Below are 16,842 nucleotides of genomic sequence, written 5' to 3' on the forward strand. Positions count from 1 at the left end.
CCATGACCAGTGAAAACACCAACGACAACGGTGGGATCGACTGGGACGCGGCGTTGGAGCAATTGACCGCCGACGACCAGGCCGCCACGGTCACCACCGACGAGGACGAGCTTGAGGTTCCGGTCGATGGCCCCGAGGCCCTGAAAGACCCGGTGTCGGTGACCAGCGGACGCCGCGACATTATCCCGCCGGTTTTCAAGTCGAAGCAGGCCCTGTTGGGCGAGGTCAAGAGGGTCGTGAACCTGGGGCTGCACACGACCGGGTACCACGCTATTCGGGTTCCCTTTTACGGCGTAAAAATCGCGGCGCGGGCACCGGTGGGTGCGTGGCGCTGGTCGGCCCAGTTCTCGAACTGGGTGTGGGACGCCGAGGGCAAACCGGTACGTGACGCGGTGGTCAACAAGACCGCCCGCACCGATGACCCCACTTTGGTGGGTGAGTACCTGAAGCTGTGCCGCGAACGCGATAAGCGGGTGCGCTGGCGCGGGTTCGTGGCGGCCTTCGCCATCACCGGCACCATCGTCGGAGCAGCCACCTTGTACGCGATTGGCGGGCCGCTGCTGTGGACGGTGCTGGCGGCCACGACGCTCGCGTGTGGCGTCAAGGGGCGCAAGCTGGACAAGCCGTTGGTGTCTCCGGCGGTGGTCAAGGCGTCGTTGCGGCCGTTGACCTCGGAACACGTGGTGGAAGCACTGCGGTCCATTGACCTGCCGGGCATCAACCGGGCGCTGGCCAAAGATCCGAACGCCATCACGTTCCCGGCGCCGATCGTGCGCGACGGACCCGGTTGGCGTGCCGAGGTGGAACTTCCGCCGGGCGTGACCGTGGGCGAGGTCGCCGACAAGCGGGAAAAGCTCGCCTCGGGTCTCGGGCGTCCGCTGGGTTGCGTGTGGCCTGAGGGCAACGCCGAGATCCACCCGGGCCGCCTGGTGATCTGGGTGGGCGACAAGTCCATGAACGAGGCCAAACAGAAGGCGTGGCCGCTGGCCAAATCCGGCCGCGTGGACGTGTTCACTCCCTGGCAGTTCGGCACCGACCAGCGCGGCGACGCCGTTCGGATCACCTTGGCGTACGCCAGCATCGTCGTGGGGTCGATTCCGCGCATGGGTAAGACCTTCGCGGCCCGGCTGATCCTGCTGGCCGCCGCGTTGGACCCGCGAGTTCGCCTGTATGCCTTCGACCTGAAAGGAACCGGCGACCTGGGGCCGCTGGAGCCGGTGTGTCACGCCTACCGGGCCGGTGACGAGGACGAGGACATCGAATACGCCCTCGCCAGCCTGCGGGAGATCCAGGCCGAGATGCGCCGCCGCGCCAAGGTGATCCGGGAGCTGCCACGTGATCTGTGCCCGGAATCCAAGGTCACGACCGAGCTGGCCGACAGTAAATCCCTTGGCCTGCAACCGATCGTGCTGGGCATCGACGAGTGTCAAATGTGGTTCGAGCACCCCGAACACGGCAAGGAGTTCGAAGACATCTGCACCGACCTGGTAAAACGCGGTCCCGCGTTGGCGATCATCCCGCTGTTCGCCACCCAGCGACCCGACAGCAAGTCGCTGCCCAAGGGCATCAGCGACAACGCTGTCCTGCGGTTCTGCCTCAAGGTCATGGGCGACAAGGCCAACAACATGGTGCTCGGCTCGGGCATGTACGCCGCCGGTATCCGCGCGACCATGTTTTCCCGGCGTGACCGGGGCATCGGCTACTTGGCCGGTGAGGGCGACGAACCTTCGATCATGCGAAGCCACTTCGTGGATGCTCCCGGCGCCGAAAAGGTCGTGGCGCGCGCTCGGGCGATGCGCGAAAAGCTCGGCAACATCACCGGACACGCCGCCGGGCACACGATCGAAGCCGACACCGGCCCGACCGTTGACCTGCTGGCCGACATCGCCGCCGTCGTCGGCGATGAGAAGAAGGTCTGGAACTCAGTCATCGTCAACCGGTTGTCCCAACTGCGGCCCGACACCTACGGGCACCTCGAGGGCCTGGACGACAAGGAGAAAACCGCCCAGTTGACCAGCATGCTCAAACCGTTGGGCGTCAAGACCGGGCAAGTGTGGGGCACCGACCCGGCCACCGGCGAGGGCGGCAATCGCAAGGGCGTCACCGTCGCCGACATCCGAAAAATTCTCACTCAGCGTGACGAAAAACGGGGCGGCGGATAGACGCGATACGGCGCTAGGTCTAGCAACCCGCCTCGCTAGACCTAGCGACCCCACTAGCGACCAACAAACCACCTGGCCAGGGCATTAGCGCCTAGCGGCCTTGGCTGTCCACACCCAAAAACCCTTCAAGGAGCACAACTTGTCTGTCTCACTGGCCGCTATAGCCGTCGCCTTCGTCGTAACTCTCGGTTACGTCGCGGCGTGCTGCTACTGGCCATTCGGTGCCTGCCGCCGCTGCCACGGCACCGGCAAATCCCGCTCACCACTGCGCAAGTTCTGGCGCGAATGCCCGCGCTGCGAGGGCACCGGACGACGCGTTCGCATCGGCCGCCGCATCTACGCCCACATCCGCCACGAATACCGCAACGGCAACAAATAGACCGCCCACGGCCCCAGCCGCTACTTGACGGTCACCGGCTGGGGCCTCCCACGAAAGGGAGCTTTCATCATGTCAAACACCGACCCGACCACGCAGGCCGAACAAATCGTGCTGGGCACCGCGATGCTGTCGGCCGCCACGGTCGCCGAACTGGCGGGCATCGTCACTGCCGACGACTTCCACCGGCCCGCCCACGTCATCATCTGGCAGGCCATCGCCGCGCAGCACGACCAGGACGCACCCACCGATCCGGCCGCCGTCGCGGTGGCGCTGGCGGCGTCGAAGGAGTTGGGCAAGGTCGGCGGAGCACCGTACTTGGCGACGCTGCTGGGCATGGCACCCACGGCCGCCAACGGTCCCTACTACGCGCGGCTTGTTGCCGAGGCCGCCGAACGCCGCCGTGTTGCGGCAGTGGGAACGCGCCTGGCTCAGGCCGCCGACAAACCAGAGACCGACCTGGCCGCCCTGGTCGCCGAAACCCGCGACCACCTCACCGACAACGACGAGGCGGAGTGGCCCGACCCGGTGCCGCTGGCCAGCGTCCGTGACCTTCCCACCTTCCCGGCCGCCGTGCTGCCTGACTGGTTGGGGGAGATGGCCGACGCGACAGCGATCGCGACGCAGACCCCGGTCGATCTGTCCGGGTCGCTGATCCTGGCGTGCCTGTCGGCGGCGACGCTGGGGCGCGCGATCGTGGAGCCGAGCCCCGGATGGTGCGAACAAACCAGCCTATTCACCTGTGTGGCACTGGGTCCCGGCAACCGCAAGTCGACCGTGTTCGACATCCTCACCAGGCCCATTCGCGACGCCGAAGCCGTCCTGGCCGAAGAGCTGCGGCCCAAGGTGATCGAGGCCCGCACTGAGAAGGCGCTGGCCGTCGCCTCGAACGAGGCAGGGAACCCGGATGCGGTCAACAACGCCAAGACCGCCGCCCGCGAAGCCGAAGAGCTTGTTGTCCCGGCCGAACCGCGGCTACTGGCCGACGACATCACGCCCGAGGCCACCAAAACCCTGCTGGCCGAGCAGGGCGGGCGACTGGCGGTCATGTCGGCAGAAGGCGGCATCTTCGCCACCATCGCCGGACGGTATTCCGGTGTCCCGGACCTGGACGTGTTCCTGAAAGGACATGCCGGGGACATGCTGCGGGTGACTCGCAAGTCCGCGCCCGTCGAACACGTCGAGCGGCCCGCGCTAACGGTCGGGCTGGCGGTTCAACCGAGCGTGCTGCGCGACATCGGCGCGATCCCCGGATTCGAAGACCGGGGACTCCTCGCCCGGTTCCTGTTCGCGCTCCCCGCCTCCACCGTCGGCAGCCGCTGCGCATCACCACCGGCCATCCCCGGCGCGGTCCGCGAGACCTACAACAGTCGCCTGCGGCAACTGGCCGCGATCATGTGGCACGCCACCGACACCACACTCACCTTGACCGACGATGCTCGCGATCGGGTCATCTCCCTGGAACGCGAGCGCGAACCCAAACTCGCACCCGGTGGCGAGTGGGAGCCGATCCTGAACTGGGCCAACAAGTGGACCGGTGCCGTAGTCCGCATCGCGGGCTTGCTCCACATCGCCGACAACCTCGGCACCGGCTGGCGGACACCCATCGCCGCCGACACCATCGACGCCGCCGCCCACATCGGCTACTACTACGCCCACCACGCATTGGCCGTGTGGGATTACATGGGCACCGACACCACTGGACCCGCCCACCGACTCCTTGCCTGGCTTCAACAGCAGCGGCAACCTCGATGGTCTAAACGCGACATACACCGCGCGCTCCACCGTCGCCTGTCGCTCGATGAACTCGACGCCGGACTTCGCGTCCTCTCCGATCACGGTCACGTCCGTGTTCACCAGCCGCGCCGCTCAGGCCGTGGCCGCCGACCCGCTCCGCGAATCCTCGTCCACCCACACCACACCGGAGGTGCTCAGTGAGTCGTACCCGATGGTTCACCGTCGCCGAGATCTTGGCTGACCTCAAAGTGCCTCGCCGGACCTGGCAGCAATGGCGCGAGAGCGGCAAGACCCCGACCTGTAAACGGCTCCCTAATGGACAACTGCGGGTCAGTGAAACCAACTACAACAAGTGGCTCGAATCTCTGGAAGAGGTCAACGCATGAACAACCCGGAAAGCACCAGCTACGACGTTCGCATTCACCAGATCGTTGAAGACAAGCGAACCAAGAAGCGCCCGCACCGGGTGCGCTGGACGGTTGCCGACCGTCCGCGATTCGGCAAGAGCTTTGCCACCGTGGGACTCGCAGAAGGTTTCCGGTCCGATTTGCTCAGAGCCGCGCGCAAAGGTGAAGCCTTCGACCTCGAAACCGGTTTGCCGGTGTCCATGCTGCGGAAGCAGCAGGAAAAGCAGAAGCAGGAGAACACCGTCACGTGGTTGACCCACGCAAAGCAATACGCCGCTTACAAGTGGACGCGGCTGTCGGCAAATGGCCGCAAAAGCGCTGCTGATGTCTTGCGCGACATCACGGTCGCCCTGCTGCCGCAGCGCGGCGACCGGCCCGGCAAGGACGAGCTAAGTGTCGCGTTGCGGCGCTGGGCCTTCATCCCTGCGCGAAACATCGCGGATGCCCCTCCGGAGATCCAGGACGCGTTTTCCTGGGCTGAACGGCACACACCGGCCTTGTCAGTTCTGGAAGACGCCGAGGTGCTTCGTTCGTTGCTCGACAGTCTGATGTTGAAACAGGACGGTACGCGGGTCTCGGCGAACTACTTCGACCGGCGGCACGCGATCTTGTACAACGTCGGTGAATACGCCGTGATGAAAGAGCGGTGCGAACAAAACCCACTGAGCAACCCGAAGCTGAAATGGGAACGCCCCGTCGACCTCAAAACCGAGAACGTCATCGATCCGCGAGCTGTCGGCACCATGAGCCAAGTGGAATCCATGCTGACCGCCGTCACTTACGTCGGTGTCGAGCAAGGTCCGCGATACGTGGCCTATTTCGGGCTGCTGTACTACGCGATGCTCCGCCCTGCGGAGGCTACCGACCTTGAAGAAAGCCAGTGCATCCTGCCGAAGGAAGGCTGGGGTCTCATCGTCGCGAAAGGCGGCAAGCCGAACGTCGGCCAAGACTGGACCGACAGCGGAGAAGCCCACGACGACCGAGGGCTGAAACACCGAGGTCGCAAGGCCACACGTGATGTACCGATTCCTCCGCGCCTGGTCGAACTTCTGCGGCATCACATCGACACCTACGGAACCGGCCCCGAGGGCCGCGTCTTCCGCACCGTTCGCGGCGGTCCCTACACAGTCAAGGAGGCGGGACGTGTCTGGGGAAAGGCGCGTCCGTTTGGACTTAGCCCTGCGGACCAAAAGACAGACGTGCTCTCATACATCTATCTCTTGCGGGCCTCGGGCATCTCCTACCGCCGTGCCGCAGGCGTGCCCGTAAAGGAAGTCTCGCAGTGGGCCGGGCACTCCACGGGCGTCCAAGAGCAGAACTACGCCCGCGTCCTGACGGGCCTTAAGGATCACTGGACACGGCGCATGGATGAGTTCATGGACGCGTGATTCACCTTGTGTGGGACGACCCCGGGACGAAGATTCCCGGGGTCGTCTTGTTTTCGCAGGTCAGCTGGGGTAACGCTCGGGCTCTGTAAAACCGCTGGCTCCGCCTACACTGGTTCGAATCCAGTACGCGCCACCACAGCCGAATCGGCCCCCGAACTGCGAAAGCAGTCCGGGGGCCTTTCGTATGCCTGTGCGACTGAGGGCAAGACATGGTGGACGGACGCGATCAGCCTCCGTTGACAGATGCTCGCAGGATTACTTGACGTCGGTGGCGGTGGCTAGGGTCCGCCCATGGCTGTCAAACCATCGCAACGTTGGCGCGAGGGAGTGGCCGAGGAGGCCGAGGAGCTCGCGGCCGGAACCCTCGATCCCGAGTGCGCCCATAGGTCGATGCTGTTCCCAGAACCCATGATTCAAGCCACCGACGCGGTGCTTGCGACTTTCGAGACCGAGGTGACACAGCTGTCCGATCCGACGGACGGCCAGGTCTTCGCGTGCGTCAAACGTGTTGTGCTGGCGCTGAACGCGGCCAACGAACGCTTTGGTGGCGCAGCGTACGAAACCGACGAGCGCGAAGCCTTGTGCGCCTATATCGACCAGACGCTGACGGAGCATGGCATCGACATACCCGCGCTCGCCGAGCGCCGCGGAATCAATCCCCACGAGATCACCGACGCGTGGCGGAGATGGTGACAGGTCCGCACCTACGGCTGCCAGGGTTCGGGCGCGAGGGTGGCGGGGCGGGCTTGTTACCTTTTCTCGGCGGCGCTCGTCATAGGGGTGACGACCGAAAACGGTCCTCATACCGATGATGAAGAGGGACGAGAATGCTGAGCGACATCATGTACGTGACGGTGTATGTCACTGACCAGGACCGCGCGCTGGAGTTCTACACCGAGGGGCTGGGCCTGGAGAAGGGGCTCGATTTTTCCGGGCCAGACGGGCGGTTTCTGACCGTGGGTGTTCCCGGTGGTTCGGTGCAGGTCATTTTGTGGTCGCACGCGGCGGCCGCGGGGCAGCCGGGGGAGGTGGGTGTGCCCGGGCCGGTGATTCTCGAGTCCGACGATTTGCGCAAGGATTTCGAGGCGATGCGGCAGCGGGGCGTCACTTTTGAGGAGCCCGAGCCCGTGGACTATCCGTTCGGGGTTCGTATCGAGGCGGTGGATCCCGATGGCAATCGGGTGTCGCTGCGTCAGCAGCCGAAGCGATGACCGCCCGCCCGCCGGGTGTCGTGGCCGAGGCGTTCGAGGCGCAGCGCGACCGGTTGCGCGCTGTGGCGTATCGGGTGCTGGGTTCGCACGCCGACGCCGAGGACGTGGTGCAGGAAGCCTGGATGCGTCTGGTTCGCCAGGACGATTCGGCCATCGACAACCTGGCGGGTTGGCTGACCACCGTGGTGGGTCGCATCAGTTTGGATCTGTTGCGGTCCCGTCAAGCTCGCCCCGAAACCGCTTACGGGCAGCAGTTCGCCGAACTGATGGTGACGCCCGACGAGGGGCCCGCGCCGGACGAGCAGGCGGTGTTGGCCGATGCGGTGGGGCTGGCGCTGCTCGTCGTGCTCGACTCGCTGACGCCGAGCGAGCGGTTGGCGTTCGTGCTGCATGACATGTTCGCGGTGCCGTTCCGGGAGATCGGTCAGATCCTGGGCAAGTCCGCCGACGCCACCAAGATGATCGCCAGCCGCGCCCGCCGCAAGGTGCGGGGCACGGGTTCGACGGTGGGCGGCGGGCGCGAGGCGCATCGTGAGGTCGTGGCCGCGTTCAGTGCCGCCGCCGCGGGGGGTGACTTCGAGGCGTTGCTGCGGGTTTTGGACCCGGACGTGAGGTTGAGTGTCGACACTCCCGACGGCGTGGTCGTCACCCTTGGCGCCACCAAGGTCGCCTCCGGGGCCCGGATGTTCTCGTCCGGCGAGATCGCGCGTCACCGGGACGTGTTGGTCAACGGGGTGCGGGGCCAGATGTCCTGGCGTGCCGACGGGACCCCGCTGTCGGTGATCGCGTTCACGGTGGCCGAGGGGCGGATCAGAGGGATTCACATCGTCGTCGACCCCGCCAAACTCGCCGCGATTCAGTTGCCTGTTCCGCCCTGACCGGCGGTGTCAGTGGCATGACCGGCGTATGTCAGGCCGGGCGGGAAATCTGGGTGGCGTAGCGGGAACCCCCGCCACAAGAGATCACTCAGTAAAGGATGAATCAGATGCCTACTTTCTCCACTCCCAAGCCTGTCACCGTCGTCATCGAGGTCAACAGCGTGGGAAACGTTCACCTCGTCGCCAGCGACCGCTCGGACTCGGTCGTCGAGGTGGTGCCGTCCAACCCGTCGAAATCTCTGGACGTCACCCACGCCAGGGACACCCGGGTCGAGTACTCCAACGGGGAGTTGCGGATCAAGACCCCGCGTCACTCGCTGATGTCGCCCCGGACCCGTTCGGTCGACATCACGATCCAGGTGCCGACCGGGTCGCTGGTGCGGGGCAAGGCCCCGGGCGGGGACTTCCGGACCGAGGGTGAGCTGGCCGCGTGTGAGTACTCGGTTCAGGGCGGCGAGATCGTCGTCGACCGGGTGGGCCCGGCGACCCTGGAGGTCGCCGCCGGTGATGTGCGGGTGCTCAAGGCGCTGCGCGGCAAGGTCAAGGCCGTGACGCAGAGCGGCACCATCGACATCGGGGTCAGCAATGACGCGTCGGTCAGTCTGACGACCAAGACCATGGCGGGCAGCATCAGCAACCGGCTCAGCTCCGAACACGACGGCCGCGAGGTCACCGACACCGTGGAACTGGACCTGCGGGTGATGGCGGGTGACATCACGGTGCACCGGGCCGTGGAAGTGGCGTGACACCTCGATGACCACCCCGACACGGACCGGTGGACGAGGGCTCGGACGCGGCGGAATCCGCTGGGAGAGACGAGACTCGGCTGCCGGTCCATCGGCGGGTGGATGGTGGATTGTGGGCGGTTTATTGTACCGACGGATTGTGTTGGAAATCGCAAATCGATATACTTCGCTGACCCAAGTTCCGGTTCCCGTTGGGACGACACTGATCGGGAGAGTCGATGGTTGACTACGCTCAACTTCGCAATCTGGACACCTCCAAGCTGACCTCGGCCGCCGAAGCGGCGGGCGGCTTGTCGAGCGCTGTCACCTCTCGTGGCGGCGAGGTCGCCAACGCGGCGCAGATTCCACAGGGCATGTGGGCGGGGCTCGACTCGTCCGCCGCGTCCGGAATGATGTCGCCCCTGTCGAATCCGCTCTACGACGTCTCCGACTCCGCCACCCACAGCCAGGGCGTGATAACGACTCTCGTCGACGACCTGGAGAAGGCGAAGTCCAAACTGGATGACGCGCACGACGTGATCGCCGGGACCGGGATCACGATCTCCCCGGACGGCACCGTGACCACCCCGGTCGTCAACGACCCCGCGGTGGCCGCCGAGAACGACCGCAAGGCCAAGGAGGCCAAACGCATCATCGACGAGGCGGTCGCGGACGCCAACGGCGCCGACGACAAGGCCTCGGGTGCGCTCGCGTCCGTGGGGCAGTTCCTCGCGCAGACGCTCGGCCCGCCGCAGAACTCGCCGCTGGGCCCGTGGGCCACCGCTTCGTGGGGTGCCGGACAGGCCGCCGGGCGGTTCGGGAACCTGGCGTCCTGGATGGGAACTGCCCATTATGGGCGGTTCGCGCCGTATGCCAAGCTCCCCAACGGCATGCACAGCTTCCTGTCGCCGAGCAACATGTCGGCCTGGCAGCGGGCGAAGGCGGGAGCGGACGGCCAGTTCCGCGCCATCCCCTACAAGAGCGGGACGCGAGCCGCGTGGGCCAACGCCGGTAAGTGGGTCGGACGGGGTGGCGGTGTGCTGTCGGGTATCACCGGCGGCGCCACCCAGTTGTCCAAGGACTGGAGCGACCCGAACATGGGCACCGACGAGAAGGTGGGCCGCGCGGCCTGGCGCGGCGGTCTCGAGGGTGGCGGCGCGTACGGCGGCGGCATCCTGGGCGCGAAGGTCGGCGCCGGCATCGGCACGCTGATCGCTCCCGGTGTCGGGACGGTCGTCGGTGGCGCCATCGGCGGCCTGGTCGGCGGTATCGCCGGTTCCAAGGCCGGTGGCTGGATCGCCAACCACACCGTTGACTTCGCCGGGGACGCCGTCGACTCGATCGGCAACGGCCTCAGCGCCGCGAAGGACAAGGCCGGCGAAGTCTGGGAAGACATCACGCCCTGGTGAGGTATGTAGGGTAAATACTCGTGGTCACCTACCTCGTCATCTTCGGAATCGGAGTGGCGATCCTGTGGGGCGTCGGCTGGAGTTGGCTTGGCCGCACCGAGCGCTCACGGTGGTGGGTCGACACCCTGTCGGGCCGTCAGGTCGTGCTCGGTATAGCTCCGGGACTCGGCGGACTGGTGACGAGCGGCGGAATCCTGGCGATCGTCAAGACCGCCGCCGCGCCCCTCTTCGACATGACGGCGCTGCTGCTGGCGTTGCCGATGTTGGCCTCGATCCTGGTGGAACTGGCGGGTATCGTCGGTTTCCTGCCCAAGTGGTGGGGTCCGAAGTGGTATCGCGAGAAGATCAAGACCGAGCGGAAGCCGCCTCGGTATGGCATCTAGGACTATTTCGTCGAGAATGGATGGTGAGGGCGCTGAGTCTTGAAGAGTACCGGCATCCCTTGGCGGGCTTCAGTCTGCCGGTGCCACCGGGCTGGGAGCGCATCGAGGATCCGCAGGACGGTGTCGCCCTGATAACCGCCGAACCCCCCGACGGCGACACCGAGTTCCGTTCCAACGCCGTCGTCACCGTCGAGAGCCTGCCCTTCGAGTTCGATCTCGGTGAATGGCAGGACAGTGCCGAGACCCTGTTGCCGCAGCAGCTGCCGAACTACTCGCTCATCGACCGCGAACGCCTGGACTACGAAGGGCGGCAGGTGATCCGGCGACTGGCGCACTATGTCACCGCGGAGACCGGTTCGGTCACGATGGAGCAGTGGGCCACGATCGCGGGCGGAACCGGGTTCACGCTCACCGCGTCCATCTCCACCCTGGCCTACGACAGCCTCGCCGACGTGTTCGCCGAGATGGCGCTGCGGTTCCGGCCCGAGACGGAGGTGTCGCCATGACCGTCGCCTTCGACGCGGCCAGCGGACGGCTGCGCATCGACCAGCTCCGGTTCGACAGGTTCCTGGCCTGGGCGAACGGGGACACCTCGCCGGGCCCGGACCTGGACGAGCTGCGGCAGGCCGGGGCCATCTTCCAGGACGACATCCACCCGGTGCTGGCACCCAGCATGCGGGTGGTGGCCGAATACCTGTGCCAGCTGCGTATCGACCTGATCGACGACCACGGTGACGAGAAGTCCGGCGACGGCTGGATCAGCCCCGAGGGCGCCGTGCTGCTGCTCGACCTGCCCGACGGGATGCGCCAGCTGCACGCCATGCCCGCCGAGATGCTGCCCGCCGCGATCGCCCGGGTGACGCGGCTGGGGCCGCGTCCGGTGCCGGGCGCCGAATCGCTGCACCTGACCCGGGACGTGTTCGAGGGTCTGCTGGCCGCCAAACCGGAGGACCGGCAGCTGGCCGCCGACCGGCTGGCGCTGGACACCGCCGAAGCCGCGCTGACCGAACTGGTCGCACGACTGGTGGCGGGCCCGTGGCGGCGCTGGACGGTGAGCGTGGCCTGGTACACGCCGCAGGGTGAACCGGCCTCGCGGAACCTGCAGGTGCTGGACACCGATCGGGGCATGTGCCTGTGCGAGGTGTCCGGGGTCAACGCCGCGCTGCTGCCGACCAACGCCACCGGGGTGTGGCGTCGGCTGACCGCGCTGCTTCCAGACGATGTGGAGGGTGCTTAGCCCGACCGCGACGAGACGTGCCGAATCGCGGCGGACCACAGTGGTCCGCCGCGATGTCGTTGGGACGCTAGTTGATGTTCTGCATCCCGGAGGTCTGGTTGACTTCGTTGGTGTCGTGGTCGCCGCCCGCCAAAGTGGTGCCGTCTCCGGCGCGGACGACTTCGGAGGACACTCCCTTGCAGATTCCCGACCAGGCGTCAACGACACCGGCGAACGCCGCCGGGGTGTTGAGTCCGTCGGTGGTCGCGTCGAGGTCGCCCTTGCGGCTGTCGATGTCGGTGGCGATCTGCTGACCGATCGAGTTCACGTTGCCGCCGTAAGACTGGATCGAAGGGGGGTCGGCGGTGAGGTCGTTCATCGCGTTCCTTTCTCAGGACCGAGCCGGGCGGCGCCGTCGGGCGTGCGCGCCGGGCTGGTGCGGCTTGAGTCGAGACTAGCGGAGCCGGGCCGCGACGGGAAGACCCTGAATCCCTGCTATGGACACATTGTGGTGGTTAGGGATGCTTCCCGAAATCCACCGCGGACCTCACTTGATCTCGAAGGGAACCTGCTGCCGCACGGTCTCGGGATCCAGGGCCGGACCGGTGGGCACCAGCGCCACAAGAGAGGCGGGGACCGGGGTCGGCTTCACCTCGCGGAAGCCCAGCCGGGACGCGGCGTCGTCGGCCAGCGCGTACTTGGCGCCCTGGTCGGTCAGCAGGTAGACGGTGCCGTCCTGGGCGCCGGGGGAGCCGACCTCGCGCACCAGGGCGCCCTTGCCGCCGGGCAGCCAGAAGTGGTCGGCGGTGTCGGTCTCGTCGTATTCGTTGACCGGATTGAAGACCTTGGGGTCGAGGATCGCCTTGGGCGGGTCGGTGTGGACGGCGAGGGTGACCTTCTCGTCGTCCTTGGCCACCGCGCACACCACCGCGTCCGACTCGGCGGACTCCATCTTGGGCACCGCCTGCGGGAAGCCGGGCGGTTCGATCTCGGTGGTCCCGAACTTCTCGATGACCGAGGCGGGGGTCAGGGCGGGGCCGGGCGCCTCGCCCTCGGTCAGCAGCGCCGTGGTGACCTCGCCGACCGGCGCGAAGCCGTCCGGGGTCAGGACGTAGTCCTGGTCGCCGACGGTGAAGAACTCGCCATAGTCCCTTTTGACGCCGTCGACCTTACCGGCGCTCTTGCCGTTCTTCTTTATCTTGGGGGCCACCAGATCCGGGCCAGTGTTGACGGCGCTGACGAAGACCGGACTGACCGGCACCGCGTCGGAGGGCTCCATGCCCAGCGCGACGAGCGCGGCGTCGTCCTTCACGTGATGCCGCATGTTGTTCCACAGTAGGTACATGTCCTTGCCGGTCGTGACGATCAGCGCCTTCTTGCCGATGGCGGCGTCGGCGGGGGAGGCGGAGACGACGACGTGGCTGACCCGCTCGGTCTTGTCGTAGGCGTCGCGGGCGCTGCACACCTGCCAGGGCATGCCCACAAGCGACTGTGGGTCCGGAATGGAGGCCGGGGCGTCCTGAATGCCCAGTTCCCAACCGCGGTCGACGCCCTTGAGGTCGACGCTGCCGACCTCGGTGACACCCTCCTCGGCCGCGATGAGCTTGGCCGAGGCCATGTTCTTCACCGGGAACAGCACCTCGCGCATGTACACGTAGGTGGTCCCGGTGTCGGTGTCCAGGATGATCGTGCCTTCCTTCTTCCAGGTGTCCTTACCGGCGGGAATGAACATCCCGACCACCCAGAAGCCCGCGAAGATCAGCAGCGCGAGCAGGATGCCGCCCAGCACCGAGTACCGGCTGCGCCGCATCGGCAGCTCCAGCGCGTCGGGGTTGGTCGACATCATCGACGAGATGATGCGCCGCGTGACGAACAGGTACGCCTCGACAAGTTCCTTGCGGGTTCTCATTCAACTACCGATCGTGGTCGATTGGCCGCGAGACGTCGCGATTAACTGGAAGGTTCCCGGACATTATGGATAAATTCCAGATTCCGCGGACGTCAAGCTCTTCAATATCTGCATGCTTTGCGATTAACTTAGTCTCTGACAGCTTTGGCCGCCAAGCCCCCGGGCACAAGTCCTTAAAGGATTGTCATGACTACGATCGGGCTCGCCACACGGCGCTCAGGCCTGGGACTGGGTCCGGTCCGAATGGCACAGCTGATCGTGTGCGAAGTGGCCGCCGCGGTGGCGTTCCTGTCGTGGATGTTCCCGACACCGACGCCCTACATCGTCTCCGGCGTCGCCCTGTTGGTCGTCATAACCGTTGTGGTGCTGAGCATCCGGGGCCTGGGCTACACGCTGCTGATGTCGCTGCGGAACTACAAACTGCGCCGCGGCTACGAGGCCACCATCGAGGGCGTCGGCGCCCTCAGCGCGCTGGCCCCCGGGCTGCGGATCGTCGGCGTCGTCGAACGCGACACCGAGTACGGGGTGGCCTTCGACGGCACCGGCTGGTTCACCGGGATCGCGCTGCGGCACGACGACCCCACCAGCCCCGGCGGCCTGGACGCCGGTTCGCTGGGCGTGATCACCAGCGTCCTCAATGACCCCGGCGCGGCCGTCAGCGGCATCCAGCTCGTCAACCACCTGGTGCCCGCGCCCAGCGCCGAGGTCGCACCACAGTCACCTTGCACCCGTTCGTATGTGGAGCTTCTGGGCGACGACCCGGTCGTGTCGCACCAGATGACGTGGCTGGCGGTACGGCTCGACATCCCCACCGCCGCCCGCACCGCCGCCGCGCGGGGCGGCCGGTCGATCGGCGCCCGTCGCGCCGTGGCCGCGATGACGATGCGGGTCGCCAAACGCCTGACCGACGCCGGCGTCAAGCACCGGATCCTGGGGCCCGACAGCCTGCGCGTCGCACTGACCCACTCGGTCTCGGGGGAGTCCGTCTCGGCGGCCATGGTCCAGCAGGCCGGGGAGCGCTGGGACCTGTGGCGGCTGGGAATGCTCGCACAGGTCAACTTCGGTGTCGAGGGAAGGATCTCCGACATCGACAAGCTTCGTCGACTGTGGATCTCGATGGCGGTGCTGTCCACCTCCTTCGTGACCATCGCGACGACCTTTCATCCGCCCGAGGACACCCGGGGCGAGGGCGTGTGGCTGCGCTCGATGCTGCGGGTGGCCTACGACGAGGAACTGAACGCAGACGTACCGACCGAGCTTGAGGACGCCGCGGCTCAATGCGGCGTGCGGGTATGGCGTTGCAACGGTAGGCAGGCCTCGGCCACCTACGCGTCCGCCCCGACCGGAGGCGCCTTCCCCCGTTGATCCCCCGACACATGAACAGGAGAAGTCAATGAACTTTCACGCCGAGCCGGTTGACATCGACGGCCATGGCCGCAGTGTCTCCGACATTGGCCAGGACATCTCGGAGGGCACCCGCAAGGGCCGCTCGCTGACCCTGACCCTCCCCGGCCTCACCACCGGTCCCGCCTTCGAAAGCTACCGCGACGCCTGGCTGGGGCAGGGCGACCAGATCAGCGTCAACCTGAACCAGGACGGCGACGGCACCCGTAAGTCCGGCGACGCCCACGAGCAGAACGAGCAGGCCATCACTCGCGGCTACAACGCCATCAACCCGAAATAACGGACTTTCGAGAATCAGGAGCTTGACATGGATTACGGACAGTTGCTCGGGTTGGACGTCGGCGCCATCTTCGAGGCCGCCGGCGGCAGTGCCGCGTTGCGGGATGTCTACGGCGACGGCGTTTCGGCCGTCAACGGCCAGGTTTCGTCGATGCCCGGCGCGTGGGGCGGCGACGACGCGGAATCCGCGATCAGCAGCATCGCGGGCAACATCCGGCCGCTCGACGAGACCTCGACGGCCTTCGACAAGGCGCAGCGCGTCCTCAACGCGCTCGGCCAGAACATGACCGAACTCCAGGTCGAACTCAACGCCCTGGACAAGCAGGTCTCGGCGGTACCGGGCACGGTCGACCCGACCTCGGGTGTCGTGACCCCGACCGCGACCACGCCCCAGGCCGTCGCGGCGGCCACGGCACTCACCACGGCCATCCAGGGCGTGCTGGCCCGCGCCAACGCGGCGGACCAGGCGGCCGCGGCCCAGCTCCAGGACCAGCCCAGTGGCGTCGACAGCGGTGGCGGCAACGGCGGCGGCGACGGCCGGACCTCCTCGTCCGGCGGTGGCAGCTCCAGCGGCGGCGGCTCGATGTCCGGCGCCAGCCAGTCCGGTGCCGGTGGCCAGCAGTCCGGTGGCGGTTCGGCCGGTGGCGGCCAGTCCGGTGGCGGTTCGGCCGGTGGCGGCCAGTCGGGCGGCGGTTCGGCCGGTGGCCAGCAGTCCGGCGGCCAGTACGGCGGCGACAGTCTCGCCAGCGCCGGTCAGAACGCGCTGTCCAGCGCGGGCTCGTACGGCGGTGGCTCCTTCGGCGGCGGTTCGACCGCGGCCGGTGGTAACCCCGGTGGCAGCTTCGGCGGCGGTTCCTATGGTGGCGGCGGCTACGGCGGCGGCGGAGGTGGCGCCTACGGCGGCGGTTCCTACGGCGGTGGCGCCTATGGTGGCGGCTCGTCCGGTGGCGGCGCTCGCTCGGCCGGAATGGGCAGCGCGGGCGGCAGCACCAAGGCGTCCAACGCCTTCAGTCAGGCCGGTGGCGCGGCCGCCAACGGTGCCGCTCTGGCCGCGGGTCGCGGCATGATGGGCGGCGGCATGGGCGGTGGCTTCATGGGCGGCGGTATGGGCGGCCGTGGAGCCGGCGACGGTGGCGGTGGCGCGGCCACCGCGAACTCGTGGCTGCACGAGGACCGCGACCCGTTCACCACCGACGACGCGGCCCCGCCGATCGTCGGCGGCGCCACGAAACGGGTCACCGAGAGCACCGAGGCCTGAGCGTCCGCAAGCCCTCGCGACGACGTTGTGGGGTGCCATGTCCGACATGGACATGGCGCCCCTGACGCGTGCCCGGACACGGTGACGCCGTGGCCGTCCA

General features: G+C 67.1%; 17 protein-coding genes. 15 read left to right on the plus strand and 2 right to left on the minus strand.

Going from position 1 to position 16,842, the window contains the following annotated elements:
* The first annotated feature begins 2 nt into the window (after positions 1 to 2).
* From SNAS_RS04805 to SNAS_RS04860, 12 genes are all read left to right on the plus strand, one after another.
* Positions 3 to 2,162 carry an FtsK/SpoIIIE domain-containing protein gene (locus SNAS_RS04805; RefSeq protein ID WP_013016253.1) on the plus strand — a complete coding sequence of 720 codons (2,160 nt, stop codon included), beginning with the start codon at positions 3 to 5 and terminating at the stop codon, positions 2,160 to 2,162.
* 139 nt (positions 2,163 to 2,301) lie between these two features.
* A complete protein-coding gene (locus SNAS_RS04810) occupies positions 2,302 to 2,541 on the plus strand; it encodes a hypothetical protein (protein WP_013016254.1) in 240 nt (79 codons plus the stop codon).
* Between the two features lie 69 nt (positions 2,542 to 2,610).
* Positions 2,611 to 4,476 (plus strand): DUF3987 domain-containing protein, encoded by a 1,866-nt coding sequence (locus SNAS_RS04815; protein WP_013016255.1) that lies wholly within the window; start codon positions 2,611 to 2,613, stop codon positions 4,474 to 4,476.
* Positions 4,477 to 4,657: 181 nt separating this feature from the next.
* Positions 4,658 to 6,070 carry a tyrosine-type recombinase/integrase gene (locus SNAS_RS04820; RefSeq protein ID WP_013016257.1) on the plus strand — a complete coding sequence of 471 codons (1,413 nt, stop codon included), beginning with the start codon at positions 4,658 to 4,660 and terminating at the stop codon, positions 6,068 to 6,070.
* A gap of 291 nt (positions 6,071 to 6,361) precedes the next feature.
* Positions 6,362 to 6,763 (plus strand): hypothetical protein, encoded by a 402-nt coding sequence (locus SNAS_RS04825; protein WP_013016258.1) that lies wholly within the window; start codon positions 6,362 to 6,364, stop codon positions 6,761 to 6,763.
* Positions 6,764 to 6,897: 134 nt separating this feature from the next.
* The gene (locus tag SNAS_RS04830; RefSeq protein WP_013016259.1) at positions 6,898 to 7,281 is read left to right on the plus strand and encodes a VOC family protein; all 384 of its coding nucleotides are present in this window, start codon (positions 6,898 to 6,900) and stop codon (positions 7,279 to 7,281) included.
* Positions 7,278 to 8,159, plus strand: coding sequence for a sigma-70 family RNA polymerase sigma factor (locus tag SNAS_RS04835; RefSeq protein WP_013016260.1), 882 nt, complete (start codon positions 7,278 to 7,280; stop codon positions 8,157 to 8,159). The genes SNAS_RS04830 and SNAS_RS04835 overlap by 4 nt, the downstream gene beginning before the upstream one ends.
* A 107-nt stretch (positions 8,160 to 8,266) precedes the next feature.
* Positions 8,267 to 8,905, plus strand: coding sequence for a DUF4097 family beta strand repeat-containing protein (locus SNAS_RS04840; RefSeq protein WP_013016261.1), 639 nt, complete (start codon positions 8,267 to 8,269; stop codon positions 8,903 to 8,905).
* Between the two features lie 218 nt (positions 8,906 to 9,123).
* Complete coding sequence (locus SNAS_RS04845; RefSeq protein WP_013016262.1) at positions 9,124 to 10,293, plus strand: hypothetical protein; 1,170 nt, start codon at positions 9,124 to 9,126, stop codon at positions 10,291 to 10,293.
* Positions 10,294 to 10,313: 20 nt separating this feature from the next.
* Positions 10,314 to 10,676 (plus strand): hypothetical protein, encoded by a 363-nt coding sequence (locus SNAS_RS04850; RefSeq protein ID WP_013016263.1) that lies wholly within the window; start codon positions 10,314 to 10,316, stop codon positions 10,674 to 10,676.
* A 59-nt stretch (positions 10,677 to 10,735) separates the two neighbouring features.
* Positions 10,736 to 11,182 (plus strand): hypothetical protein, encoded by a 447-nt coding sequence (locus SNAS_RS04855; protein WP_052304909.1) that lies wholly within the window; start codon positions 10,736 to 10,738, stop codon positions 11,180 to 11,182.
* A complete protein-coding gene (locus SNAS_RS04860) occupies positions 11,179 to 11,913 on the plus strand; it encodes a hypothetical protein (protein ID WP_013016265.1) in 735 nt (244 codons plus the stop codon). Before SNAS_RS04855 ends, SNAS_RS04860 begins: the two co-directional genes overlap by 4 nt.
* Before the next feature lie 67 nt (positions 11,914 to 11,980).
* Here the strand turns inward: SNAS_RS04860 and SNAS_RS04865 are convergent, their stop codons facing one another.
* Positions 11,981 to 12,271: a hypothetical protein gene (locus SNAS_RS04865; protein ID WP_013016266.1), complete on the minus strand. Its 291-nt coding sequence runs from the start codon at positions 12,269 to 12,271 to the stop codon at positions 11,981 to 11,983.
* A gap of 168 nt (positions 12,272 to 12,439) precedes the next feature.
* Positions 12,440 to 13,801 carry a type VII secretion protein EccB gene (gene eccB, locus SNAS_RS04870; RefSeq protein WP_013016267.1) on the minus strand — a complete coding sequence of 454 codons (1,362 nt, stop codon included), beginning with the start codon at positions 13,799 to 13,801 and terminating at the stop codon, positions 12,440 to 12,442.
* 186 nt (positions 13,802 to 13,987) lie between these two features.
* Here eccB and SNAS_RS04875 point away from each other — a divergent pair, with 186 nt between their 5' ends.
* Genes SNAS_RS04875 through SNAS_RS35640 form a run of 3 tightly spaced genes read left to right on the plus strand, consistent with a single transcriptional unit; the run spans position 13,988 to position 16,742 of the window.
* Positions 13,988 to 15,166 (plus strand): type VII secretion protein EccE, encoded by a 1,179-nt coding sequence (locus tag SNAS_RS04875; protein ID WP_013016268.1) that lies wholly within the window; start codon positions 13,988 to 13,990, stop codon positions 15,164 to 15,166.
* A gap of 28 nt (positions 15,167 to 15,194) precedes the next feature.
* A complete protein-coding gene (locus SNAS_RS04880) occupies positions 15,195 to 15,485 on the plus strand; it encodes a hypothetical protein (protein ID WP_013016269.1) in 291 nt (96 codons plus the stop codon).
* Positions 15,486 to 15,512: 27 nt separating this feature from the next.
* Positions 15,513 to 16,742 carry a hypothetical protein gene (locus SNAS_RS35640; protein ID WP_013016270.1) on the plus strand — a complete coding sequence of 410 codons (1,230 nt, stop codon included), beginning with the start codon at positions 15,513 to 15,515 and terminating at the stop codon, positions 16,740 to 16,742.
* The last annotated feature ends 100 nt before the right edge of the window (positions 16,743 to 16,842 follow it).

Origin of the sequence: Stackebrandtia nassauensis DSM 44728 (genome assembly GCF_000024545.1) — a bacterium.
In the GTDB taxonomy this organism is placed as follows: Bacteria; Actinomycetota; Actinomycetes; order Mycobacteriales; family Micromonosporaceae; genus Stackebrandtia; species Stackebrandtia nassauensis.